Consider the following 22,496-nt stretch of genomic DNA (forward strand, 5'->3'; position numbering starts at 1 on the left):
CGGCCCCGGGGCGCCGCCCGTAGCGCCTACGCTCCGTCGCGGGCGGTCCCGGCGACCTCGGCCGCCACGCGCACCAGTGCCGCGGTGGCGGTCGAGCGGGACTGCCACGGCCAGGCGAGGGCCAGGACGACCGGCGGTGCGTCGGACACCGGCCGGTAGGCGACGCCCGGGCGCGGATAGCGTCCGGCGACCGAGGCGGGCAGCAGGGTGACGGCCTCGCCGAGCGAGACGGCCGTCAGCATCTGGGCCAGGTCACCCAGCCCGCGGCGGGCCTCCTCGATGTGCCGCTCCATGGTGGCGGAGCGCAGGCCGAGGTCGGCCAGCTCCAACCGGTCGCGGGCGGCGAGCGGATGGTCCGAGGCGAGGACGGCGACGCGCGGTTCGACGACCAGCGTCTCGCTGTCGAGGCCGGTGCCGTCGAACGGCGCGTGGACCAGGGCCACGTCCGCCTCGCCGTCGCGCAGCAGCCCCGGCTGTTCCTGCCAGCCGCACAGCCGGACGGTGACCGGCACGGACCCGGGCTCGGAGGCGTAGCGCGTCAGGATCGGCTCGAGCAGGCCCGCGTCCCCGTCGGCCTTCACGGCCAGCACCAGCTTCGGTCCCGCCGCCGCGCGCCGAGCCCTGCGCCCGGCCGCTTCCAGGGCGTCCAGTGCGAAGCGGGCCTCGGCGAGCAGGACGTCCCCGGCCGCCGTCCTGGTCACCTGGTGCGTCGTCCGCTCGAACAGGGTGACGCCCAGCTCGGCCTCCAGCCGGCGGATCGCCCGGGACAGGGGCGGCGGGGAGATGCCCAGCCGCTCGGCGGCGCGGGCGAAGTTGAGTTCCTCGGCGACCGCGACGAAGTAGCGCAGGGAACGGGACTCCATGCTCTCCGCCTCCCTTCGGTATTGCCCTCAGGGTAACGACCGGGACCCGATCGGTCCTTCAGTTCCGCCGGGCCGCGGAACAGGATGAGAACGCGCCGGAGGTCGTGCGGGACCGGTCCGCGGACCCGGCGCGGTCCCTCATCCGTCCCTCCCTGAAGCGGAGTTGTGTGTCCGTGATCGTCATCACCACCCCGACCGGCGGCATCGGCCGGCAGGTCCTCGACAACGTCCTCGACGCCCTGGGCGACGGGACCGCGGTCCGGGTGATCGCCCGCGACCCCGGCAGCCTCACTCCCCGGGCGCGCGAGAGGGCCGAGGTGTTCCGGGGCTCGCACGCGGACCCCGGCCTCCTCGGCACGGCCTGCGCCGGTGCCGACCGGGTCTTCTGGCTGGTGCCGCCCGCGCCGGGCGCCGACAGCGTCGAGGGCCACTTCCACGACTTCACGACGGCACTGTGCGAGGTGATCGGGCGGCAGAAGGTCCGACGGGTCGTCGCCGTCTCCAGCCTCGGACGAGGTGTCGCGGAGAACGCGGGGCCGATCTCCGCCTCGCTCGCCATGGACGACCGGATCGCGGCCACCGGCGTGCACTACCGGGCGCTGTGCCCGCCCTTCCTGATGGAGAACGTGCTCGCTCAGGCGGCGGCCCTGCGCTCCACGGGCGAGTTCCGCGTGGCGTACGCCGCCGACCGGGTCCTGCGGACCTGCGCCACCGGCGACATCGCCGCGACGGCGGCCCGGCTGCTGCTCGACGACACCTGGACCGGCCGGGCCGACGTCCCGCTGGTCGGACCCGACGACCTCACACCCGAGGGCATGGCGAAGGTCATGTCCGACGTGCTGGACCGCCCGGTGCGGGTGCGGGAGACCACCCCGGCGGAGTACCGGGCGGCGGCGCTGCGCTTCGGGGCGAGCGAGGACGGCGCCCGGGGACTGGCCGACATGGCCTCCGCGATGGACACCCAGGGTTTCTACGGCTCCTCCGCGCCCAGCACGCCGGACACGGCGCCCACGAGCTTCCGCCGCTGGTGCGAGGAGACCCTGAGGCCGGCCGTACTCGTCTGAGCCCGGCGCCGGAAGCGGCCGAGAGGCGGAGGCGAGACGAAGGCGTCCCGGCGTCTCGTCGGAACCAGGGCGCGCATGAGCCGGTCAGGCGCTTCCCGAACGGTCCGGCGAGGCTCATGGGCGTGGCCCGCTTGACCGGCCCGGTCCGCCGCTTGCAGAGTCGGGTTGCGGCGCTGCGGCGACGCCTCCTCCTCCTCCACCGGCCGGTCCCCCGACGACAGGCGGCGCACGGACACCAGACCCGGGAGCGGCTGATCCATGGTCCTCGACCTGATCGTGATCGGTGCGGCCATCTCCCTGGGGCCCTTGCACAACAGCGCCTTCATCCTGCTGCTCTCCTCGCGGCGCGGTGTCCGCCAGGGCCTGGCCTTCCTGGTGTCGTGGCTGGTCAACCTGGTCGTGGTGATCGCCTGCGTCATGCTGCTGACCGGCGGCCGGCCCCCGGCCCGTCACACCGGGCCGGGGGCCGCCGTGCTCGACGTGAAACTCGCCGTCGGTCTGGCACTGGTGCTGTACGGCGCCCACCGGCACCGTCGGCCGCCCCGCCCGCACGGCCCGCCCCGCTGGAGGGCCCGGATCGACGACGCGTCCCCCGCCACGGCGGCCGGTCTCGCATGGCTGCTGCAGTCCTGGGGACTGGTCGCCGCGGGTGCGGCGACGGTCGTCGACGCGGACCTCTCCGCCCTCGCCGACTGGATCGCGCTGAGCGGCTACTGCCTGCTGGCCACCCTCAGCCTCATCGTCATGGAGGTCTACGCCGTCCGGAGGCCCGCGGTCGCGAGCGCCCGCCTGAACGCCCTGCGGAGCCGGCTGGAGCAGCACCAGGCCCAGCTGGTCGTCGCGCTCTCCCTGGTGGTCGGCCTGTGGATGACCGCCCGGAGCATCGTCGAGCTGGTCGCCTGACCCGGCGAAACCCGGTGCGTCGCAGCGCCGGCGAGGCGTCACCGCGAGGGACGGGAAGCCGTCCGCGGGCGGGTGCCGCCCGGTGCCGAAGCGCGGCAGGAGGCGCTGCCCTCACCGCTCCAGCAGCATCCGCTGCAGTTCCCGCGCCGCCCGCGGCGGAGCCACGTCGCTGCGGTGGGCCAGGGCGATGGTCCGGTGCAGGCCCGGGCGGGCCAGCGGGGTCACCCGCAGTCCGCGGCCCGAGCGCGCCGCCACCATCCGCGGGACGACCGCCATCCCGAGCCCCGCCCGCACGAATCCCAGCACCGCGTCCATCTCCCCGCCCTCCACGGCGAAGTCCGGCTCGAACCCCGCGGAGCGGCACGCGGCCACCGTCAGTTCCCGCAGGTCGTACCCGTGCCGGAACATCACCAGCCGCTCGCCCTCCAGGTCGGCGATCCGCACCGTCCGCCGCCCGCCGCCCGGCCGGGGCGCCTCCGGCGACGACACCACCACCAGGTCCTCCCGCAGCAGCTCCACCGTGGTCAGCGCCGGCGACGCGGTGGGCAGCGGCAGGACCACCAGGGCCAGGTCGAGTGCCCCGCGGGCCAGCTCCCGCACCAGGTCGTGCGAGCCGCCCTCCTCGATCAGCAGCCGGACCCCGGGGTAGCGGTCGTGGAACGCGCGCAGCACGTCGGGAAGCAGGCCCGTGCACAGGCTCGGCGTCGCGCCCAGCCGGACCCGCCCGCTGCGCAGCTGCACCAGCTCCAGCACCTCGTGCCGCGCGGTGTCCGCGTCGGCCAGGATGCGCCGGGCCAGCGGCAGCAGCGCCTCACCGGCGTCCGTCAGCGTGATGTTGCCCCGCGCCCGCAGGAACAGATCCGCACCGAGCTCCCGCTCCAGCGCCCTGATCTGCTGCGACAGCGACGGCTGGGCCACATGGACGGTCTCGGCGGCCCGGGTGAAGTGCCGGGTCTCGGCGACCGCCACGAAGTACTGGAGCTGCTGGAACTGCATAGCCCGAGCATACGACGCGCGATAGGCAGACCCTATGGAAACGAGGCACACCATGTCTTGGACCGATGGACCCTCACCCCCGTAGCGTCTTGTGCCATGGCTCTGGCAACGCGGACGGACCGACGGCCGTCCATGGCGCGCACCGTGTGGGACTCGTCCGTCGGCAAGAAGACAGTGATGGCGGTCAGCGGCATCGTCATGCTGCTCTACCTGGCCGTCCACATGATCGGTAACCTGAAGATCTTCTTCGGGGCGGGCGAGTTCAACCACTACGCCCACTGGCTGCGCACGCTCGGCGAGCCCTTCATGCACTACGAGTGGTCGCTGTGGCTGATCCGCGTCGTGCTGGTCGTCGCCGTGGTCGCCCACGCCGTCTCCGCGTACCAGCTCAGCCGCCGCGACATCAAGGCGCGGCCCAGCAAGTACGTCCACCGGAAGCCGGGCTCGAGCTACGCGACCCGCACCATGCGCTGGGGCGGCATCATCCTCGGCCTGTTCATCGTCTGGCACATCCTGGACCTGACCACCGGCACCACGCACTCCGGCGGATTCGAGACCGGCAAGCCCTACCAGAACGTCGTGGACACCTTCTCCACCTGGTACGGCAACACCATCTACATCGTCGCGATGCTCGCCCTCGGCCTGCACATCCGGCACGGCTTCTGGTCCGCCGCCCAGACCCTGGGCGCCGGCAGCCGCACCCGCGACCGGGCCCTGAAGACGACCGCGAACGTCCTCGCGCTGCTGCTCACGGCCGGCTTCGTCGCCGTACCCGTGGGCGTCATGACCGGAGTGGTGAGCTGACATGACAACCTACGCCGACTACACGACCGGCGAGCCGGTCGCCGACACCAAGGCCCCCGCCGGGCCGGTCCAGGAGCGCTGGGACACGCGCCGTTTCGAGGCGAAGCTGGTGAACCCCGCCAACCGGCGCAAGCAGACCGTCATCGTCGTCGGCACCGGTCTCGCGGGCGGCTCGGCCGGTGCGACCCTCGCCGAACAGGGCTACCGCGTCGTCCAGTTCTGCTACCAGGACTCGCCGCGCCGCGCCCACTCCATCGCCGCGCAGGGCGGCATCAACGCCGCGAAGAACTACCGCAACGACGGCGACTCGATCCACCGCCTCTTCTACGACACCGTCAAGGGCGGGGACTTCCGCTCCCGCGAGTCCAACGTGCACCGGCTCGCGCAGATCTCCGTCGAGATCATCGACCAGTGCGTGGCCCAGGGCGTGCCCTTCGCCCGCGAGTACGGCGGCCTCCTCGACACCCGTTCCTTCGGCGGCGTCCAGGTCTCCCGCACCTTCTACGCCCGCGGCCAGACGGGCCAGCAGCTGCTGCTCGGCGCCTACCAGGCGCTCAGCAGGCAGATCGCGGCCGGCAACGTCGAGATGCACCCGCGCACCGAGATGCTCGACCTGATCGTCGTGGACGGCCGGGCCCGCGGCATCGTCGCCCGGGACCTGATCACCGGGAAGATCGACACGTACTTCGCGGACGCCGTCGTCCTGGCCAGCGGTGGCTACGGCAACGTCTTCTACCTGTCGACCAACGCCATGAACTCCAACGCCACCGCGATCTGGCGGGCGCACCGGCGCGGCGCCTACTTCGCCAACCCCTGCTTCACGCAGATCCACCCGACCTGCATCCCGCGCACCGGCGACCACCAGTCCAAGCTGACGCTGATGAGCGAGTCGCTGCGCAACGACGGCCGTATCTGGGTGCCGAAGGCCAAGGGCGACGACCGGCCGCCGAACAGGATCCCCGAGGACGAACGCGACTACTACCTGGAGCGCATCTACCCGTCCTTCGGCAATCTCGTCCCCCGCGACATCGCCTCCCGCGCCGCGAAGAACGTCTGCGACGAGGGCAGGGGAGTGGGCCCCGGCGGCCAGGGCGTGTACCTGGACTTCGCCGACGCCATCGAGCGGATGGGCCGCAAGGCGGTCGAGGCCAAGTACGGCAACCTCTTCGACATGTACCAGCGGATCACCGACGAGGATCCGTACCAGGTGCCCATGCGGATCTACCCGGCGGTGCACTACACGATGGGCGGCCTGTGGGTCGACTACGACCTCCAGACCACCGTCCCCGGCCTGTTCGCGATCGGTGAGGCCAACTTCTCCGACCACGGCGCCAACCGGCTCGGTGCCTCCGCGCTGATGCAGGGCCTCGCGGACGGCTACTTCGTCCTGCCGGCCACCATCAACGACTACCTCGCCCGCAACCCGCACAAGGACGAGGTCGACAACGGTCACCCGGTGGTGCAGGAGGTGCTGGCCGAGACCGAGGACCGGCTGGGCCGGCTCCTGGCCGTCGACGGCGACCGCACCCCCGACTCCTTCCACCGCGAACTCGGCCAACTGATGTGGGAGTTCTGCGGCATGGCCCGCACCGACTCCGGACTGCGCAAGGCCCTGGAGCGCATCCCGCAGATCCGCGAGGAGTTCTGGCGGCGCATCAAGGTCCCCGGCACCGGCGAGGAGTTCAACCAGTCGCTGGAGAAGGCCAATCGCATCGTCGACTACCTGGAGCTCGCCGAGCTGATGTGCCTCGACGCACTGCACCGGTCCGAGTCCTGCGGCGGCCACTTCCGCGAGGAGTCCCAGACCCCGGACGGCGAGGCCGCCCGCAAGGACGACGAGTTCGGCTACGCCGCCGCCTGGGAGTTCACCGGTACCGGCGAGGCTCCCGCCCTGCACAAGGAAGACCTGGTCTTCGAGTACGTCCACCCCACCCAGCGGAGCTACGCATGAAGCTCACCCTGCGCGTCTGGCGGCAGAAGAACGCCGACGCCGAAGGCGCCATGTCCACGTACGAGGTGGACGGGATCTCGCAGGACATGTCGTTCCTGGAGATGCTCGACACCCTCAACGAGGAACTCATCCTCAAGGGCGAGGACCCGGTCGCCTTCGACCACGACTGCCGCGAGGGCATCTGCGGCGCCTGCTCGCTGGTCATCAACGGCGACGCCCACGGCCCCGAGCGCACCACCACCTGCCAGCTGCACATGCGGTCCTTCAAGGACGGCGACACCATCGACGTCGAGCCGTGGCGGGCCGCCGCCTTCCCGGTCGTGAAGGACCTGGTCGTCGACCGCTCGGCCTTCGACCGCATCATCCAGGCCGGCGGCTACATCACCGCGCCGACCGGCGCAGCGCCGGAGGCGCACGCCACGCCGGTGCCGAAGCCCGACGCCGACTTCGCCTTCGAGCACGCCGAGTGCATCGGCTGCGGCGCGTGCGTCGCCGCGTGCCCGAACGGCGCGGCGATGCTGTTCACCTCGGCGAAGATCAACCACCTCAACGTCCTGCCGCAGGGCGCGCCCGAGCGGGAGACGCGGGTGCTGGACATGGTCGCGCAGATGGACGACGAGGGCTTCGGCGGCTGCACACTCGCCGGCGAGTGCGCGACGGCCTGCCCGAAGGGCATCCCGCTGGTCTCCATCACCAGCATGAACAAGGAATGGCTCCGCGCCACCCGCAAGGCGGCCAGGCGCTAGCCCACACCCCGACGTTCGCCGGAAGGTGCGGACGGGCGGGGCCGGGAGAGGTGCTCCTCCCGGCCCCGTCTCGCTTCCCGGCTCCCGGCATTCAGCAATCCCACATCCGCTCTCCCGGTACCGGTCACGCACAGGACAGCCGCCGTCGGAAGAACTGTGGCGGACCCGCCCCCGTCACCAGGAGAGCACCCATGACCGGCGTACTGACCGCGGACCGTCCCCCGGCGCCCGCCGCACCCCCGCGCTACACCGTCACCCTCGCCCGCGACGAGGACGAGGTGCGGGCGGCCCAGCGGCTGCGGCACGACGTCTTCGCCGGGGAGATGGGCGCCCTGCTGACGAGCCCGCAGCCCGGCTACGACATCGACCCCTTCGACGCGTACTGCGACCACCTGCTGGTGCGCGAGGAGACGACCGGGCAGGTCGTCGGCACCTACCGGCTGCTGCCGCCGGAACGCGCCGCGGTCGCCGGACGGCTGTACGCGGAGGGCGAGTTCGACCTCGCGGCCCTCGACGCGATCAGGCCCTCCCTGGTCGAGGTCGGCCGGTCCTGCGTCCACCCCGACCACCGCGACGGCGCCGTGATCGGGCTCATCTGGGCGGGGCTGGCCCGGTACATGAGCGAGCGGGGCCACGAGTGGCTCGCGGGCTGCTGCTCGATACCGCTCGCCGACGGCGGCGCCCTCGCCGCCGCCACCTGGGACCGGGTTCGCGCCAAGCACCTCGCCCCCGAGGAGTACCGCGTACGGCCGCTGCTGCCGTGGACACCGAGCGCCGCGGCGCCCGCCGCAGACACCGCGCTGCCCGCCCTGCTGCGCGGCTACCTCCGCCTCGGCGCCCGGGTCTGCGGCGCGCCCGCGCACGACGTGGGCTTCGGCGTCGCCGACCTGTACGTGCTGCTGTCGATGAGCCGCGTCGACCCGCGCTACCTGCGGCACTTCCGCTCCCTGCTCCCGGCCCGATGAGCGCCTGGCTGCCCGCGGCGCCCTGCACTCCCGGGGCCTGCGTGGAGCCCGCCCGGAGTGCGGGCGGCGCGGCGCGTGCCGTGCTGCGGCTGACGGCGGTCGCCGCCCTGCTCCTCGCCGGGACCGCGGTCGCGCTGACGCCGCTGCGGGGGCGGCTGCCGGCCGGCCTGGTGCGTGCCTGGTGCCGCCGGACCGTACGCGCCGCGGGTGTCCGGGTGCGCGTCACGGGTGCCGCCGCCCCGGCCGGCGGCCTGCTGCTCGTCGCCCACCATGTCTCCTGGCTGGACGTGCCGCTGCTCGCTGCCGTGCGCCCGGCCAGGATGCTCGCCAAGAGCGAGATCAGGCGCTGGCCTGTGGCCGGGCGGCTCGCCGCGCGCGGGGGAGCCCTGTTCATCGAACGGGACCGGCTGCGGGCCCTGCCGGACACCGTCGCCGTGGTCGCCAGGGCGCTGCGCGAGGGTGCCGCGGTCGCCGCGTTCCCCGAGGGCAGCACCTGGTGCGGACGCGCCCGGGGGCCCTTCCGCCGGGCCGTGTTCCAGGCCGCCCTGGACGCCGGGGTGCCGGTCCAGCCGGTCCGCATCCGCTACCGGACGCAGGACGGGACGCCGAGCACGGTACCTGCGTTCGTCGGCGACGACACCCTGCTCGCCTCCCTGTGGCGGGTCGCCTCGGCGCGCGGGCTGACGGCCGAGGTGGAGGTGTGCCCGGCCGTGCCGCCCGGCCACCACCGCGACCGCCGCTCCCTCGCCGAAGCCGCCCAGCGGGCGGGACACGGGAGCGTGGACGGGTCCGGGCGGTCACCAGGGGAAAGCACCATCGAAAAGTATGTGCCATTTGTGACGCATGTGCAGTTTTCGGACTGCTGATGCGGACAGTCGGAGTAGAGGCACTCCGGAAGGAGGGTGATGCCAGATGATCACCCGTGAAGAGATCGCCGACGTCCTGGACCATCCGGTCTACGACGGGGACGGCAACAAGATCGGCGACGCCAAGCACGTCTTCTTCGACGACATGACGGGGCGCCCCGAGTGGGTGAGCGTCAAGACCGGCATGTTCGGTTCCAACGAGTCGTTCGTGCCCATCCGCGACGCCTCGCTGGTGCAGGACCACCTCGAGGTCCCGTACCGCAAGGACAAGGTCAAGGACGCACCCAATGTGAACGTCGACGCGGGCGGCCATCTGTCGGAGGCCGAGGAGCAGCGGCTCTACGACTACTACGGCATCAACTGGGACAGCGTGCTGTCCGAGGCCGAGCGCACCGACGACGACCGGGGTGCCGCGGGCGGCCCCGGCACGGCGGGCGCGGCCGGAGCGGCCGGCATGGCGGGCGCGGCCGGCGCCGCGGGCACGGCGGGCCGGACGGGCATGACCGGCAAGGCCGGCATGGCGGGCACCGCCGGGCGTCAGGGCGCCGCGGGCCGGCGCGACATGGGCGGCGACGACGCCATGACCCGCTCCGAGGAGCGGATGCACGTCGGCGTCGAGCGGCACGAGGTCGGCCGGGCCAGGCTGCGCAAGTACGTGGTCACCGAGGAGGTCGAGCAGACCGTTCCGGTGCGCCACGAGGAGGTGCGCGTGGAGCGCGAGCCGATCACGGACGCCAACCGTGACGAGGCGCTCGCCGGCCCCGACCTCGGCGAGGCCGAGCACGAGGTCACCCTGCACGAGGAACGCGCCGTCGTCGAGACCGAGACGGTGCCGGTCGAACGCGTCCGGCTCACCACGGAGGAGCACATCGAGAACGAGACCGTGCGCGGCCAGGTCCGCAAGGAGCGGATCGACGCCGAGACGGAGAACTTCACCGAGGACGACATCCGGCGCGGCCGCGAGTAGCGCCCGGCCGGCTTCGGGCGGGGCGCGCGCCGGTGAGCCGTCCTCACCGGCGCGTGTCGCCGTGCAGCACCGCGGCCAGATAGGGCGCGGTCGCGCCGTCCCGCGCCCGCGCCACCTCCGCCGGAGGGCCCGCGGCGACGATCCGCCCGCCCGCGTCGCCGCCGCCCGGCCCCAGGTCGATCACCCAGTCGGCGCCCGCCACCACGGTCATGTCGTGCTCCACCACGATCACCGTGTGCCCCGCGTCGACCAGGCCGTGCAACTGCCGCATCAGCACCTCCACATCGGCGGGGTGCAGACCGGTCGTCGGCTCGTCCAGGAGGTACAGGGTGTGCCCGCGGCGGCCCCGCTGCAGCTCGCTCGCCAGCTTGATGCGCTGCGCCTCCCCGCCGGACAGCTCCGTCGCGGGCTGGCCGAGCCGCAGATAGCCGAGGCCGACGTCGAGCAGCGCCGCCAGGCTGCGCGCCACAGCCGGGGTGTCCGCGAAGAACCGGGCCGCGTCCTCCACGGTCAGGTCCAGGACCTCGGCGATGTTCCGCCCCCGGTAGGTCACTTCCAGCGTCCGCGGGTTGTAGCGCGCCCCGCCGCAGTCCGGGCACGGGGCATAGGTGCTCGGCAGGAACAGCAGCTCGACGCTGACGAACCCCTCGCCCTGGCAGGTCTCGCAGCGCCCGCCCGGCACGTTGAAGGAGAACCGGCCGACGCCGTACCCCCGTTCGCGCGCCGCGCCGGTCTGAGCGAAGACCTTGCGCACCACGTCGAACAGGCCCGTGTACGTGGCCAGGTTGGACCGCGGGGTCCTCCCGATCGGCTTCTGGTCCACCGAGACCAGCCGCTCCACACCCGGCAGCTCCGGTGTGATCGCGCCGATGAGCGTCGACTTCCCGGAGCCGGACACGCCGGTGACCGCGGTGAGGACACGCAGGGGGAATCCGGCGCTCACCCCGTGCAGGTTGTGCCGGGTGACCGGGCCGACCGTCAGGGTGCCGCGCGGCTCGCGCACCTCGCGGGCCGGGGCGGGGGAGCGGTCGAAGAGGTACCGTGCCGTCGCCGACTCCGCGACGTCGGCCAGCTCGGGCACCGGCCCGCTGTACAGCACCCGCCCGCCGTGCTCGCCCGCGCGGGGGCCGACGTCCACGATCCAGTCGGCGCCGCGCATCACCTCGAGGTGGTGCTCCACCACGAACACCGAGTTGCCCGCCGCCTTCAGCCGCGCCAGCACCGTCAGCAGGGCCTCGGTGTCCGCCGGGTGCAGACCCGCGGACGGCTCGTCGAGGACGTACACGACCCCGAACAGCCCCGAGCGCAGCTGCGTGGCCAGCCGCAGCCGTTGCAGCTCGCCCGCCGAGAGCGTGGGCGCGGGGCGGTCGAGGCTCAGATAGCCGAGGCCCAGCTCCACGACGGGGGTGATGCGGGAGGTCAGGTCGGCGGTGAGCACCCGGGCCGTCTCGTCGTGCGTCGGCAGCAGCCCGGCGAGTTCCGTGAGCGGCAGCGCGGCCAGCTCGGCGATGCTGCGCCCGCCGACGGTCACCGCGAGAGCCTCGGGCCGCAGCCGGCCGCCGCCGCAGACCGGGCAGGGCGCGCTGGTGAGGAACCGCTCGGCCTTCGCCCGCAGCGTCGCGCTCTTCGAGTCCGAGAACGTCTTCATCACATACCGGCGGGCGCTCATGTACGTGCCCTGGTACGGCCGCTGGATGCGGCCCGCGTCCCGGACGGGGTGGACGGTGACGACCGGCTGCTCGTCCGTGAACAGGATCCACTCCCGCTGCTCGGCGGGCAGCTCGCGCCAGGGCCGGTCCACGTCGTACCCGAGCGCGTCGAGGACGTCCCGCAGGTTCTTGCCCTGCCAGGCGCCGGGCCACGCGGCGATCGCGCCGTCCCGGACCGACAGCGACGGGTCGGGGACGAGCAGTTCCTCGGTCGTACGGTGCACCCGGCCGAGCCCGTGGCACTCGGGGCACGCCCCGGCCGACGTGTTGGGCGAGAAGGCGTCGGAGTCGAGCCGCGCGGCGCCCGGCGGATACTCACCGGCGCGCGAGAACAGCATCCGCAGCGAGTTGGACAGGTTCGTGACCGTGCCGACCGACGAACGGGAGGTCGGCGCCGCCCGGCGCTGCTGGAGCGACACGGCGGGCGGCAGCCCGGTGATCTCGCCGACCTTCGGCGCGCCGACCTGCTGGATCAGCCGGCGGGCGTAGGGCGCGACCGACTCGAAGTAGCGCCGCTGCGCCTCCGCGTAGACGGTGCCGAAGGCGAGCGACGACTTGCCGGAGCCGGACACGCCGGTGAACACGGCGACCACGTCCCGCGGGACGTCGACGTCCACGCCCTTGAGGTTGTGCTCACGGGCGCCGCGGACGCGGACGTACGGGTCGTGGGGGCTGTGCATCGCTGGGAACTCCGTACGGTCTTCGGTTTACGGCACGGTCCTCCGGGCCACGGCACGGTCTTCCGGGCCACGGCCGGCGGGACAAACCCCGCGATTCTACGCCGCGCCGGTCCGCGTCCCCGCGCCGGTGACACGGGCGAGCCGCCGGTAGGAGTCCAGCAGGGCCTCGCGGTCGTACGTGCTCGTGGTGACGAGCACCTCCTGGGCGCCCGTCTCCTTCAGCAGCGACTCCAGTTCGCCGGCGACCTGCTCCTCGGTGCCCGCGATGTGGCCGGTCAGACCGGACTCGTACAGGTCGCGCTCCTTCGCGGTCATCGAACGGGCCTCGACGGCCCCGGCCGGCGGCAGCGGCGGGAAGGCGCCGCGGGTGCGGGCGTGCGCCATGGACCAGGCCTCCGGCAGCAGCAGGCGCCGGGCGGCCTCCGGGGTGCCGGCCACGGCGACGGTGCCCGAGACGACGACGTACGGCTCGCCGCTCCACGCGGACGGGCGGAAGGCGGCGCGGTAACGGTCGATGCCGCGCAGCATCCGGTCCCGCGAGCGCAGGTCGCCGATGACCATCGGCAGGCCCGCGCGGGCGGCGACGACCGCGCCCTCGCCCATGGCCAGCACGAACGGCGGCACCGTCAGCCCCTCCGCGGGGCGGGCGTGCACCCCCGTGGGGGAGGTGCCCCGGAACCAGCCGAGCAGCTCGGCCAGTTGCGCCTCGAAGTCCTCCGCGTCGTCCTTGTCCCGGCCCAGCGCCCTGCGCACGCCGTCGGTGAAGCCCACGGACCGGCCGAGCCCCATGTCGATCCGGCCCGGGAAGAGCGACTCCAGCACGCCGAACTGCTCGGCGACGACCAGGGGCCGGTGGTTCGGCAGCATCACGCCGCCGGTGCCGACCCGGATGCGGTGCGTGGCGCCGGCGACGGCGGCCGCCAGGACGGTCGGCGCCGAACCGGCCACGCCCGGCACACCGTGGTGCTCGGCCACCCAGAACCGGTGGTAACCGAGCCGCTCCACCTCCCGCGCCAGGGCGACGGTGTCACGCAGCGCCTCGGCGCCGGTCGCGCCCTCGCGGATGCGGGAGCGGTCGAGGACGGAGAAGCGGGTCGCCGCGATCACTGAGCTCACACGGGGTTCAACGCGTGCGCGGCGCCAGGATTCCCGCGCCCGCCTGTCCATCCGCCCGCCCGGTCGTCCGGTCCCGGTCAGCCCCCGGGGCGCAGCAGTCCGCGCTCGTAGGCCCGCACCAGGTGCTGCGGCACGAGGTGGCGGACTCCGTCCACGGTGACGGGCACGAGCGCGGGCGTGGCGGCCTTCCACCGGGCGCGGCGGTGGCGGGTGTTGCTGCGGGACATCTTCCGCTTCGGAACGGCCATGGTGCTCCCCATCGGTCGGTGACCGTCGGGACGCTACATGAAAATGGATCCCATTAACAATCAAGGGTTGCCGGAGGCCGTGGTCTGCGCTCTAGGGTGGGGATGTGACCGACCGCAGCAGGCCTCCGCTGGCCGTGTTCGACCTGGACAACACCCTCGCCGGCACCGCGCACCGGCAGCGCTTCCTGGAGCGCCGTCCGCGTGACTGGGACGCCTTCTTCGCCGCCGCGCCCCTGGACCCGCCGCTGCCGGAGGGCGTCGCGCTGGTGCACGCGCACGCGGAGGAGTGCGAGATCGTCTACCTGACCGGACGCCCCGAGCGCTGCCGGCGCGACACGCTCGACTGGCTGGCCGCCCAGGGGCTCCCCGAGGGCCGGGTGTACATGCGGGGCAACACCGACCGCCGGCCCGCCCGGCGCACCAAGCTGGAGATCCTGGGCCGGCTCGCCCGCGCCCGCGATATCCGGGTCCTGGTGGACGACGACGAGCTGGTGTGCGGCGACGCCGAACGGGCCGGGTTCACCGTCGTCCGCGCCGGCTGGGCCGCGGACTCGGCCGAGCTGAAGGACGCGCAGGAGCGGCAGGGGTGCACCTGACCGGTCCCGCAGCTCTCCTGCTCGTTCCGGGCCGGCGGGGTGTTACTCCGAGCCCTCCAGGCGGAATCCGAGCTTCAGGCCGACCTGCCAGTGGGCGACCTCGCCCTCCTCGATCTGGCCGCGCACCTGGGTGACCTCGAACCAGTCCAGGTTGCGCAGGGTCTGTGAGGCGCGGCCGATGCCGTTGCGGACGGCCTGGTCGACGCCGTCGGGCGAGGTGCCGACGATCTCGGTGACCCGGTAGGTGTGGTTCGACATGCGGGTGCTCCCTTCCGCGGGGCGGACGACGGTGTCGCGTGACTCGCGCGTGACTCCACCGTGCCCCACGCGGCGGCGCGGCGCGAGGCGTCGGTGATCGACGGTGACCGAGCCGGTCGCCCCGGTTCGCGTGCTTCCGCCGTCACGGTCGGATTTCCGGTCGGATCTCCCCCCTTGACCTTCGCATTGGTCCATACCAAAATCCCAGACACCCGTACGAGCCCCACGCTCGTCCCCCACGTCGGGTCTCCCTTCGCGTGCGCGGGACCCTCCGGTCCGCCACCGACACCTGTTCGACCAGAAGGACCCCTCGTGAGACGTCGCCTCCTCGCCCTTGTCTGTGTCTCGGCCTCCCTGCTCAGCGGCTGCGGCCTGATGCCCGGTGACAGCGGGAACGGACGGCGCTCCGTCACCGTGTGGCTGATGAAGGGCAGCGCATCGGAGGACTTCCTGAAGCGCTTCACCGAGGACTTCGAACGCGAACACCCCGACCTGCACGTCGACGTCCGCATCCAGGAGTGGACCGGCATCGGCGAGAAGGTGCAGACCGCGCTCAAGTCCGACGGCGGCGACGGGCAGCCGGACGTCATCGAGGTCGGCAACACCCAGGTTCCGCAGTACGCCGAGGGCGGCAGGCTGGAGGACCTCACACTGGAGTCGATGCGGGACTGGGGGATCCGCGACTGGCTGCCCGGCCTCGCCGAGCCGGGGGAGTACCTGTCCCAGCAGTTCGGCATCCCCTGGTACGCCGCCAACCGCGTCGTCATCTACCGCAAGGACATGTTCCGGCAGGCCGGCATCACCGAGCCGCCGCGCACCCGCGAGGAGTGGCTGACCGTCACCGAGAAGCTCGACCAGGGCGCCGACCAGGGCATCTACCTGGCCGGGCAGGACTGGTACACGCTGTCCGGCTTCATCTGGGACGAGGGCGGCGACCTCGCCAAGGAGAGCGGCGGCGTCTGGTCGGGCGCGCTGGACAGCCCGGCCGCCCTGCGCGGCATGGACTTCTACCGCGAACTGCAGGCCCTGGGCGAGGGACCCGTCGACGCCGACGAGGAACACCCCCCGCAGGCCGGTGTGTTCGCCAAGGGCAGGGTCGCCCAGATCGTCGCGGTGCCGGGGCTCGCCCAGTCCATCCTGCGCGAGAACCCCGAACTCAAGGACAAGCTGGGCTTCTTCCCCGTGCCCGGCAAGAGCGCCGACAAGCCCGGGGCCGTGTTCACCGGCGGCTCCGACCTCGTCGTCCCGCAGAACACCGACGACCGGGACGGTGCCGTCGCCGTGCTGGAGGCCCTCACCGGGGCCAAGTGGAACACCGACCTGGCCCGCACCATGAACTACGTCCCCAACAAGAAGTCGCTGGCCGCCGACGTCGCGGGCGAGGAAGGTGTCGAGGCGATGGCCGCCGGCGCCGCGCAGGGCCGGGCGACCCCCGGCACGCCCCTGTGGGGCGCCGTCGAGGCGGACAACCCGGTGAAGGAGTACATGACCAAGGTGCTCAAGGGCGCCGAGGCGCGGCCGGAGGCCGAGCGGGCCTCCGCGCGCATCACCGAACTCCTGGACCCGGACGCCCACTGACGCGGCGCCGGGTGCCGCCCGGACCAGGGCACCCGGCTCACGGCACGTCGTTCACCGAGCCCCGCTCACCGCACCCGGCTCAGCGACAGCGCGAAGCGTTCCTCGCCGTCGGTCCACCAGTGCGTGAGGTCCAGGCCGGCCGCGGACAGCTCCGTCCGCACGCCCTCGCGGCGGAACTTCGCGGACACCTCGGTGCGCAGCTCCTCCCCGGCGCCGAAGTCCACGGCCAGGTCGAGTGCCTGCACCTTCACCGTCTGCGCGGTGCGCGAACGCAGCCGCATCTCGATCCACTCCCGCTCCGCGTCCCACACCGCCACGTGGTCGAAGGCGGCGGGCACGAAGTCGGCGCCCAGTTCACGGTTGATCACGGCCAGGACGTTCTTGTCGAACGCGGCCGTCACGCCGGCCGCGTCGTCGTACGCCCGCACCAGCACCCGCTCGTCCTTGACCAGGTCCGTGCCCAGCAGCAGCGCGTCGCCGGGTGCGAGCAGGGCCCGGACGGACGTCAGGAACGCGGCCCGTTCGGCGGGCAGCAGATTGCCGATCGTGCCGCCGAGGAACGCCACCAGCCGCGGACCCGGGGTGTCCGGAAGCGTGAGCCCGGCCGTGAAGTCCGCGATCAGCGCGTGCACGTGCAGCCCCGGCCGCTCGGCGACGATGGCCTCGCCCGCCTGGGTGAGGGCGCTCTCGCTGACGTCGACCGGCACGTACGCGTCCAGCCCGGTCAGCGCGTCCAGCAGGTGCCGCGTCTTCTCCGACGACCCCGAGCCCAGCTCGACCAGCGTCCGGGCACCGGTCGCGGCGGCGATCTCCCCGGCCCGGGCGACGAGGATCTCCCGCTCCGCCCGGGTGGGGTAGTACTCGGGCAGCCCGGTGATCTCCTCGAACAGTTCGCTGCCCCGGGCGTCGTAGAACCACTTCGGCGGCAGCGACTTGGGCGTGCCCGACAGGCCGGCCAGGACGTCGGCGCGCAGGGCGGCGCCGGTGGCGTCCTCGGGCAGCGTGCGGGTGAGGCGGAACGGGCTCACGTGCGGGGCTCCTTCGCAGAGACGGATACGGACGCGACCGTGGCCGCGGGCACCAGGGCGTTCTCGCGCCGGTCCTCGAGCGGCGCCAGCAGCACGTCCGTGCCGCTCGCCACGAGCAGGGTGCGGTCGGGGACCTCCTGCCAGTGCGGATCGTCGTCGTACGGCTCGGAGGCGACGACCGTGCCGCCGCCGGGCCCGGGCAGGTACCAGAGGGTGTCTCCCCAGGCGGTGGCCGCGACGGTCCCGCCGTCCGTGAGGAGCAGATTGAGCCGGGAGGCGGGGGAGGCCGCGGCGACCTCCAGCACCGTGTCGGCCAGCGCCCCCGCGGCGGACCGCGGCCCCGGCTCGCCGGTGCGCAGCCGGTGCAGCACCAGGGCCCACACGAGCGCCGAGTCGTTGCGGGCCTCCAGCGACAGCAGCTCCCGTGCCGGCAGTCCGCCGGCCACGTGCTCCAGCGAGCCGGGCCAGCCCGCCACGGCGCCGTTGTGGCTGAACAGCCAGGGCCCCGCGGTGAACGGCGCCGCCGCGGCCTCCGCGTCGGCACCCGCGAGCGTCGCGTCCCGCACCGCCGCCAGCAGCGCGCCGGTGCGCACCACCCGGGCCAGGTCGGCGAAGGACTGGTCGGCCCAGATCGGCCCGGCCCGGCGGTAGCGCGCCGGCACCGGGTCGCCCTCGGCGTACCAGCCGACGCCGAAACCGTCGGCGTTGACCGTGCCGTACCGTTGGCGCCGCGGTGCCCAGGACTGGCGGTACAGGGCGTGCGGAGGCTCCACCAGGAGCCGGCCCAGAGGCACCGCGGGGCCCACGTAGGCCAGGTGACGGCACATCAGGAGGCCTCCGCGCTGCGGGCGGTGCGGAAACCGGAGAAGATCTGCCGACGGATCGGATAGTCCCAGTTGCGGAACGTGCCCCGGCAGGCCACCGCGTCCACGGCGAACGAACCCCCGCGCAGCACCTTGTGGTCCGGCCCGAAGAACACCTCCGAGTACTCCCGGTACGGGAACGCCCGGAAACCCGGGTACGGGGCGAAGTCGCTCGACGTCCACTCCCAGACGTCGCCGATCAACTGCCGTACGCCGAGCGGCGATTCTCCGGCCGGATAGCTGCCGGCGGGCGCCGGACGCAGATGCCGCTGGCCGAGGTTGGCGTGCTCCGGGCCGGGGTCGGCGTCGCCCCACGGATAGCGCATGGAGCGGTCGCCGGCCGGGTCGTGCCGGGCGGCCTTCTCCCACTCGGCCTCGGTGGGCAGCCGCCGCCCGGCCCAGCGGGCCCACGCGTCGGCCTCGTACCAGCACACGTGCACCACCGGCTCGTCCGGCGGCACCGCCTCGGTGACGCCGAAGCGGCGCCGCAGCCACTGCCCGCCGTCCCGGCGCCAGAACAGCGGGGCCCTGATCGAGTGGCGGCGGATGTGCTCCCAGCCCTCCGGGCTCCACCAGCGCGGGTCGTCGTAACCGCCGTCCTCGATGAACGCCTGGTACGCCGCGTTCGTCACCGGGGTGGTGTCGATGAAGAACGGGGCGACCTCGCGCCGGTGCGCGGGCCGCTCGTTGTCCAGGGCCCACGGCTCCGTCGAGGTGCCCATCGTGAACGGGCCGCCGGGCACCAGGACCTCCGCCGGTCCGGTGAACAGCGGCACCGGGTCCGGGTCTGGCGCGGTCAGGGCCTGCGGGCCCTTACGGAGCTGGTGGGTGATCAGCATGGTCTCGTCGTGCTGCTGCTCGTGCTGGGCGATCATCCCGAAGGCGAAGCCCGCCTCCGTCAGCCGCGTCCCGTGGAACGCGGCGCCCTCCAGCACGTCCAGGGCCCGGCCGCGGACGTCCGCCGCGTACCGGCGGGCCTCGTCCGGCGGCAGCAGCGGCAGGGCGGGGCGTTCGGCGCGCGGATGCTCGAAGGCGTCGTACAGGCTGTCGATCTCGGGCCGTATCGCCTCCTGCCCGCCGACGGCGCGCAGCAGCCACTGCTCCTCCTGGTTGCCGATGTGCGCGAGGTCCCACACCAGCGGGGACATCAGCGGCGACACCTGGGCGGTGAGGTCGGGGCCCTCCACGCAGCTGGTCAGCAGCGTGGTGCGCTCCCGGGCCGTGACGAGCGTGGCCAGGACCCGTTCGCGGAGCGTCTCGGAGTCCACCGGGGCGCCGGTGGCGGGCCCGGTGGACGGGTCGGCGGCGGTCTCGGTGGTGGGGCCCGTGGCCGGGCCGCCGGCGGGGTGCGTGGCGGAGTCGGTCATGGGCGGGTCTCCCTCCCGTGCGGGCCGGTGCCCGCGCCGTCGTGCGCGTCCAGCAGGTCGTCGGCCGGGCAGCGGCCCCGGGCGACATAGCGGTCCAGGTACCCCGCGACCGCGTCCGTCACCGCGGCGGTGGCGCCCAGCCGGGGCAGGGCCTCCAGCGCCGCCGCGAAGCACATGCCGGCCGCCTCCCGCAGCTCCGGATCGGTGAGCGCGTCGCGGGCCGCGTCCCGGTAGAGCGGGTTGTGCGGGGCGGACAGGCCGAGGGTGCGCTCCGCGAGGGGCTTCACGGCCCGGTACGCGGTCTCGGACGCCTCCGGGTCGTCGAAGAGCGCCGCCGTCACGGCGAGCGGCACGATCCAGCCGTCGTCCCCGGGCTGCGCGTCGATCATGCGCAGCTCCAGGTGCCCGCGCGGTCTGACCGGCGGGAACAGCGTCGTCAGGTGGTACTCGAGATCCTCGCCGGTCGGAGGTCTCGGCGACCGGGTCCTGGTCCACTCCCGGAAGGTCATCCCCTCCGGCACCTCCCAGGGGCCGTCGCCGTCCGCGCGGACGCACATCACCGGGGAGTCGAGCACATGGCGGGCCCAGGCGCGGCGCGGGTCCGCGTCCAGCGGCGGGCCGCCCGCCCGGCCGGCACCGATCTGCGTCCACCGCAGCTGACGCGTGGACCGCCAGCCCGTGGGCAGGCCGCCCGACAGCGGGGAGTTGGCGAACGCGGCGAGCAGGACCGCGCCCAGCTGGTGGGCGAGCCACCAGCGGCGCACATGACCGAGCTGGCCGGGCTCCTCGTGCCCGGCGTCCAGGCACACCTGCACGGAGGCGGTGGCGCACATCATGAAACGGCCCCCGGGGCCGTTGCGGTCGAGACAGGCCTCCATCGCGTCGTACCGCGGCCGGCGCAGATACCGGCGGGGCGGATGCCACGGCTCGTGGCCGAGGCCGACGAGGGCGAGACCGTCCTCGCGCAGCACGGCCCGGACGGCGTCCAGGTCGCTCCGGACGGCGTCGACGCACTCCATCAGGGAGGCGGCGGGCAGCGAGCTCAGCTCCAGCTGGCCGCCGGGTTCGACGGTCAGCGCCGAGCCGAGGTCCACGGTCCGCAGCGCGGCGTAGACGGCTTCGAGTCGTTCGTCGGTCACCGGGAGCCGCGGCGCGCGCAGCTCGTGGACCAGCCACTCCACCTCGACGCCGAGGCGCGCGGGCGGACCGGTCTTGAAGCAGATGCCGTGGACCAGCGCCTCGACCTCGGCCTCCGTGACGGTGGTGCGTGGCCGCGTACAGCCACTTACCGCATCGGACATGTCGGGATCCTCCTGATTCCACCATGTCGCCGACCCCGTTCGTGGTGGGCCGGGTCGGCACACGCGTCCCACCCAAGACCCTCGCGCCGCTCCGCACAAGGGTGCATATCGGGACGTTCCAGCTCGGTGATCTCCACGCCCCGACCGTTTCCGGTGGTTTTTCCGGTGGTTCCCCCGCCGTCTGCCGGACGGGGAAATGCCGTTGCGCCGCATCACCAGCATCACCCAGGATTCCCGCATGAGCACGACGGGGGAGGCCGCGCCGCGCGCGGTCATGGCGTCCACGGGGGTGGCGCCATGAGCGCGCGCCTGCGGAGCATCGCGCAGCAGACCGAGCAGATCGTGACGGCGGGGACCTACCGCACGCCCGGCGGTCGCGAGGTGTCGATCGCGGCGGCGGTCGCGGCGGCCCGCGAGGGCACCCGGATGCACGGACCGGAGCCGGTCGCGGTCCCACCGTCCGTCCCGGCCGTCGATGCCCCGGCCGTCGATGCCACGGTCTTCGAGGTCACGGGGGAGAGCACCCTGGAGGCGGCGCGCCGGCTCGGCGGCGAGGTCGCCGTGCTGAACTTCGCCTCCGCGCGCAACCCGGGCGGCGGATACCTCAACGGCGCCCAGGCGCAGGAGGAGGCCCTGTGCCGGGCCTCCGCCCTGTACACCTGCCTGCTGCGGGCCCGCCCGTTCTACGACCACCACCGGGCCCACCGCGACCCGTTCTACACCGACCGCGTCCTTCACTCACCGGCCGTGCCGGTCTTCCGCGACGACCGCGGACGGCTCCTCGAGACGCCGTACACGGCGGGATTCCTCACGGCCGCCGCACCGAACGCGGGCGTGGTGCTGCGCACCGCACCGGAGCGCGCCGGCGAGCTGGGCCCGGCGCTGGCCGTGCGCGCCGAACGGGTGCTGGAGACGGCCGCCGCCCACGGCTACCGGCGGCTGGTGCTCGGCGCCTGGGGCTGCGGCGTGTTCCGCAACGACCCCGCTCAGGTCGCGGGCGCCTTCCGGACGCTGCTCGGCCCCGGCGGACGGTTCGCCCCGGCGTTCGAACGGGTGACGTTCGGCATCCTGGACCGCACCCCCGGCGGCACGGTCCGCGAGGCGTTCGCGCGGGCCTTCCCCGAGGCCGCCGCCGACGGACGTCAGCTCCAGCCGTAGCGCTCCCGCAGCCGCTGCCGTACGAGGCCGAAGCGCATCCGGTCCAGCGCGCACGCCTCACGGCGCATGCCGGCCTCGTGCAGCCGCAGCACCCGGTCCACGGCGACCCAGGAGTCCCGCCCCGACCGGTCCCACGGGCCGCTGCCGATCGGCACCCACTCCCGGTCGCCGTCGTGCCGCTTGCTGGACAGCTGTACGGCGAGCACCGTGCCCGCCGCCTCCCGGGCCACGACCAGCACCGGCCGGTCCTTGCCGCGCCCGTCGTTCTCCTCGTACGGAACCCACGTCCAGACGATCTCGCCCGGATCCGGGTCCCCGTCGTGCGCGGGCGCGTACTCGGTACGCACCCGCCCCACCTCCCGCGGGTCCGCCTCCGTGGTCGCGGAGGGGCCGTGGCGGCCGGGCACGTACGCGTCGCTGTCGTCGGTCCTGCGGGCGAAGGTGTTCACGGGCCGTACCGTACGCGACG

At 73.7% G+C, this 22,496-nt stretch carries 22 protein-coding genes; 11 read left to right on the top strand and 11 right to left on the bottom strand.

Going from position 1 to position 22,496, the window contains the following annotated elements:
* Positions 1-26: 26 nt before the first annotated feature.
* Complete coding sequence (locus AB0E77_RS12575) at positions 27-863, bottom strand: LysR family transcriptional regulator (protein WP_361569137.1); 837 nt, start codon at positions 861-863, stop codon at positions 27-29.
* A gap of 173 nt (positions 864-1,036) precedes the next feature.
* On the opposite strand from AB0E77_RS12575, the gene AB0E77_RS12580 reads away from it, so the two are divergent.
* Positions 1,037-1,927 (top strand): NAD(P)H-binding protein, encoded by an 891-nt coding sequence (locus AB0E77_RS12580; protein ID WP_361569138.1) that lies wholly within the window; start codon positions 1,037-1,039, stop codon positions 1,925-1,927.
* Between the two features lie 258 nt (positions 1,928-2,185).
* The gene (locus tag AB0E77_RS12585; protein ID WP_361569140.1) at positions 2,186-2,830 is read left to right on the top strand and encodes a GAP family protein; all 645 of its coding nucleotides are present in this window, start codon (positions 2,186-2,188) and stop codon (positions 2,828-2,830) included.
* Between the two features lie 111 nt (positions 2,831-2,941).
* Here the strand turns inward: AB0E77_RS12585 and AB0E77_RS12590 are convergent, their stop codons facing one another.
* Positions 2,942-3,826: a LysR substrate-binding domain-containing protein gene (locus tag AB0E77_RS12590; RefSeq protein WP_361569142.1), complete on the bottom strand. Its 885-nt coding sequence runs from the start codon at positions 3,824-3,826 to the stop codon at positions 2,942-2,944.
* Between the two features lie 132 nt (positions 3,827-3,958).
* Between AB0E77_RS12590 and AB0E77_RS12595 the strand changes: the two genes are divergently transcribed.
* The 6 genes from AB0E77_RS12595 (at position 3,959) to AB0E77_RS12620 (ending at position 10,125) form a co-directional block, all read left to right on the top strand.
* On the top strand, positions 3,959-4,630 hold the full coding sequence (locus AB0E77_RS12595; protein ID WP_361569317.1) for a succinate dehydrogenase: 672 nt from the start codon (positions 3,959-3,961) through the stop codon (positions 4,628-4,630).
* Position 4,631: 1 nt separating this feature from the next.
* Complete coding sequence (locus AB0E77_RS12600; protein WP_361569143.1) at positions 4,632-6,581, top strand: fumarate reductase/succinate dehydrogenase flavoprotein subunit; 1,950 nt, start codon at positions 4,632-4,634, stop codon at positions 6,579-6,581.
* On the top strand, positions 6,578-7,327 hold the full coding sequence (locus AB0E77_RS12605) for a succinate dehydrogenase/fumarate reductase iron-sulfur subunit (protein ID WP_361569145.1): 750 nt from the start codon (positions 6,578-6,580) through the stop codon (positions 7,325-7,327). The genes AB0E77_RS12600 and AB0E77_RS12605 overlap by 4 nt, the downstream gene beginning before the upstream one ends.
* A gap of 191 nt (positions 7,328-7,518) precedes the next feature.
* Complete coding sequence (locus tag AB0E77_RS12610) at positions 7,519-8,292, top strand: GNAT family N-acyltransferase (RefSeq protein WP_361569146.1); 774 nt, start codon at positions 7,519-7,521, stop codon at positions 8,290-8,292.
* Positions 8,289-9,158, top strand: coding sequence for a lysophospholipid acyltransferase family protein (locus AB0E77_RS12615; RefSeq protein ID WP_361569148.1), 870 nt, complete (start codon positions 8,289-8,291; stop codon positions 9,156-9,158). The genes AB0E77_RS12610 and AB0E77_RS12615 overlap by 4 nt, the downstream gene beginning before the upstream one ends.
* A 46-nt stretch (positions 9,159-9,204) precedes the next feature.
* Entirely contained in the window at positions 9,205-10,125 is a 921-nt protein-coding gene (locus tag AB0E77_RS12620; RefSeq protein WP_361569150.1) for a PRC and DUF2382 domain-containing protein, read from the top strand.
* Between the two features lie 43 nt (positions 10,126-10,168).
* Here the strand turns inward: AB0E77_RS12620 and AB0E77_RS12625 are convergent, their stop codons facing one another.
* From AB0E77_RS12625 to rpmF, 3 genes are all read right to left on the bottom strand, one after another.
* A complete protein-coding gene (locus tag AB0E77_RS12625) occupies positions 10,169-12,514 on the bottom strand; it encodes an excinuclease ABC subunit UvrA (protein WP_361569152.1) in 2,346 nt (781 codons plus the stop codon).
* A gap of 96 nt (positions 12,515-12,610) precedes the next feature.
* Positions 12,611-13,630, bottom strand: coding sequence for an LLM class flavin-dependent oxidoreductase (locus AB0E77_RS12630; RefSeq protein WP_361569153.1), 1,020 nt, complete (start codon positions 13,628-13,630; stop codon positions 12,611-12,613).
* 77 nt (positions 13,631-13,707) lie between these two features.
* Complete coding sequence (gene rpmF, locus AB0E77_RS12635) at positions 13,708-13,878, bottom strand: 50S ribosomal protein L32 (RefSeq protein WP_361569154.1); 171 nt, start codon at positions 13,876-13,878, stop codon at positions 13,708-13,710.
* 104 nt (positions 13,879-13,982) lie between these two features.
* Between rpmF and AB0E77_RS12640 the strand changes: the two genes are divergently transcribed.
* Positions 13,983-14,474, top strand: coding sequence for a hypothetical protein (locus tag AB0E77_RS12640; RefSeq protein ID WP_361569156.1), 492 nt, complete (start codon positions 13,983-13,985; stop codon positions 14,472-14,474).
* A 42-nt stretch (positions 14,475-14,516) separates the two neighbouring features.
* Here AB0E77_RS12640 and AB0E77_RS12645 read toward each other — a convergent pair whose 3' ends face one another.
* Complete coding sequence (locus tag AB0E77_RS12645) at positions 14,517-14,732, bottom strand: dodecin (RefSeq protein ID WP_361569157.1); 216 nt, start codon at positions 14,730-14,732, stop codon at positions 14,517-14,519.
* Positions 14,733-15,044: 312 nt separating this feature from the next.
* Between AB0E77_RS12645 and AB0E77_RS12650 the strand changes: the two genes are divergently transcribed.
* Complete coding sequence (locus tag AB0E77_RS12650) at positions 15,045-16,310, top strand: extracellular solute-binding protein (RefSeq protein ID WP_361569159.1); 1,266 nt, start codon at positions 15,045-15,047, stop codon at positions 16,308-16,310.
* Positions 16,311-16,375: 65 nt separating this feature from the next.
* On the opposite strand, the gene egtD is transcribed toward AB0E77_RS12650, so the two are convergent.
* Genes egtD through egtA form a run of 4 tightly spaced genes read right to left on the bottom strand, consistent with a single transcriptional unit; the run spans position 16,376 to position 20,869 of the window.
* Positions 16,376-17,338, bottom strand: coding sequence for an L-histidine N(alpha)-methyltransferase (gene egtD, locus AB0E77_RS12655; protein WP_361569160.1), 963 nt, complete (start codon positions 17,336-17,338; stop codon positions 16,376-16,378).
* Positions 17,335-18,165, bottom strand: coding sequence for an ergothioneine biosynthesis protein EgtC (gene egtC, locus AB0E77_RS12660; RefSeq protein ID WP_361569161.1), 831 nt, complete (start codon positions 18,163-18,165; stop codon positions 17,335-17,337). Before egtC ends, egtD begins: the two co-directional genes overlap by 4 nt.
* Positions 18,165-19,568: an ergothioneine biosynthesis protein EgtB gene (gene egtB / locus AB0E77_RS12665; RefSeq protein WP_361569163.1), complete on the bottom strand. Its 1,404-nt coding sequence runs from the start codon at positions 19,566-19,568 to the stop codon at positions 18,165-18,167. The genes egtC and egtB overlap by 1 nt, the downstream gene beginning before the upstream one ends.
* Positions 19,565-20,869 carry an ergothioneine biosynthesis glutamate--cysteine ligase EgtA gene (gene egtA / locus AB0E77_RS12670; RefSeq protein WP_361569165.1) on the bottom strand — a complete coding sequence of 435 codons (1,305 nt, stop codon included), beginning with the start codon at positions 20,867-20,869 and terminating at the stop codon, positions 19,565-19,567. The genes egtB and egtA overlap by 4 nt, the downstream gene beginning before the upstream one ends.
* Before the next feature lie 297 nt (positions 20,870-21,166).
* On the opposite strand from egtA, the gene AB0E77_RS12675 reads away from it, so the two are divergent.
* Positions 21,167-22,027 carry a TIGR02452 family protein gene (locus tag AB0E77_RS12675; RefSeq protein ID WP_361569167.1) on the top strand — a complete coding sequence of 287 codons (861 nt, stop codon included), beginning with the start codon at positions 21,167-21,169 and terminating at the stop codon, positions 22,025-22,027.
* On the opposite strand, the gene AB0E77_RS12680 is transcribed toward AB0E77_RS12675, so the two are convergent.
* Positions 22,012-22,476, bottom strand: coding sequence for a type II toxin-antitoxin system PemK/MazF family toxin (locus AB0E77_RS12680; RefSeq protein ID WP_361569169.1), 465 nt, complete (start codon positions 22,474-22,476; stop codon positions 22,012-22,014). The two genes, AB0E77_RS12675 and AB0E77_RS12680, sit on opposite strands and share 16 nt — an antisense overlap.
* Between the last annotated feature and the right edge of the window lie 20 nt (positions 22,477-22,496).

The sequence above is a fragment of the Streptomyces sp. NPDC032940 genome (assembly GCF_040636935.1).
Taxonomy (GTDB): Bacteria; Actinomycetota; Actinomycetes; order Streptomycetales; family Streptomycetaceae; genus Streptomyces.

Coding starts and splice junctions, on each gene's coding strand:
- AB0E77_RS12585 (WP_361569140.1), top strand. CDS start 2,186: ATGGTCCTCGACCTGATCGTGATCGGTGCGGCCATCTCCCTGGGGCCC.
- AB0E77_RS12675 (WP_361569167.1), top strand. CDS start 21,167: ATGAGCGCGCGCCTGCGGAGCATCGCGCAGCAGACCGAGCAGATCGTG.
- AB0E77_RS12645 (WP_361569157.1), bottom strand. CDS start 14,732: ATGTCGAACCACACCTACCGGGTCACCGAGATCGTCGGCACCTCGCCC.
- AB0E77_RS12595 (WP_361569317.1), top strand. CDS start 3,959: ATGGCGCGCACCGTGTGGGACTCGTCCGTCGGCAAGAAGACAGTGATG.
- AB0E77_RS12575 (WP_361569137.1), bottom strand. CDS start 863: ATGGAGTCCCGTTCCCTGCGCTACTTCGTCGCGGTCGCCGAGGAACTC.
- AB0E77_RS12590 (WP_361569142.1), bottom strand. CDS start 3,826: ATGCAGTTCCAGCAGCTCCAGTACTTCGTGGCGGTCGCCGAGACCCGG.
- AB0E77_RS12610 (WP_361569146.1), top strand. CDS start 7,519: ATGACCGGCGTACTGACCGCGGACCGTCCCCCGGCGCCCGCCGCACCC.
- AB0E77_RS12625 (WP_361569152.1), bottom strand. CDS start 12,514: ATGCACAGCCCCCACGACCCGTACGTCCGCGTCCGCGGCGCCCGTGAG.
- AB0E77_RS12620 (WP_361569150.1), top strand. CDS start 9,205: ATGATCACCCGTGAAGAGATCGCCGACGTCCTGGACCATCCGGTCTAC.
- egtB (WP_361569163.1), bottom strand. CDS start 19,568: ATGACCGACTCCGCCACGCACCCCGCCGGCGGCCCGGCCACGGGCCCC.
- egtA (WP_361569165.1), bottom strand. CDS start 20,869: ATGTCCGATGCGGTAAGTGGCTGTACGCGGCCACGCACCACCGTCACG.
- AB0E77_RS12615 (WP_361569148.1), top strand. CDS start 8,289: ATGAGCGCCTGGCTGCCCGCGGCGCCCTGCACTCCCGGGGCCTGCGTG.
- rpmF (WP_361569154.1), bottom strand. CDS start 13,878: ATGGCCGTTCCGAAGCGGAAGATGTCCCGCAGCAACACCCGCCACCGC.
- AB0E77_RS12605 (WP_361569145.1), top strand. CDS start 6,578: ATGAAGCTCACCCTGCGCGTCTGGCGGCAGAAGAACGCCGACGCCGAA.
- AB0E77_RS12600 (WP_361569143.1), top strand. CDS start 4,632: ATGACAACCTACGCCGACTACACGACCGGCGAGCCGGTCGCCGACACC.
- egtC (WP_361569161.1), bottom strand. CDS start 18,165: ATGTGCCGTCACCTGGCCTACGTGGGCCCCGCGGTGCCTCTGGGCCGG.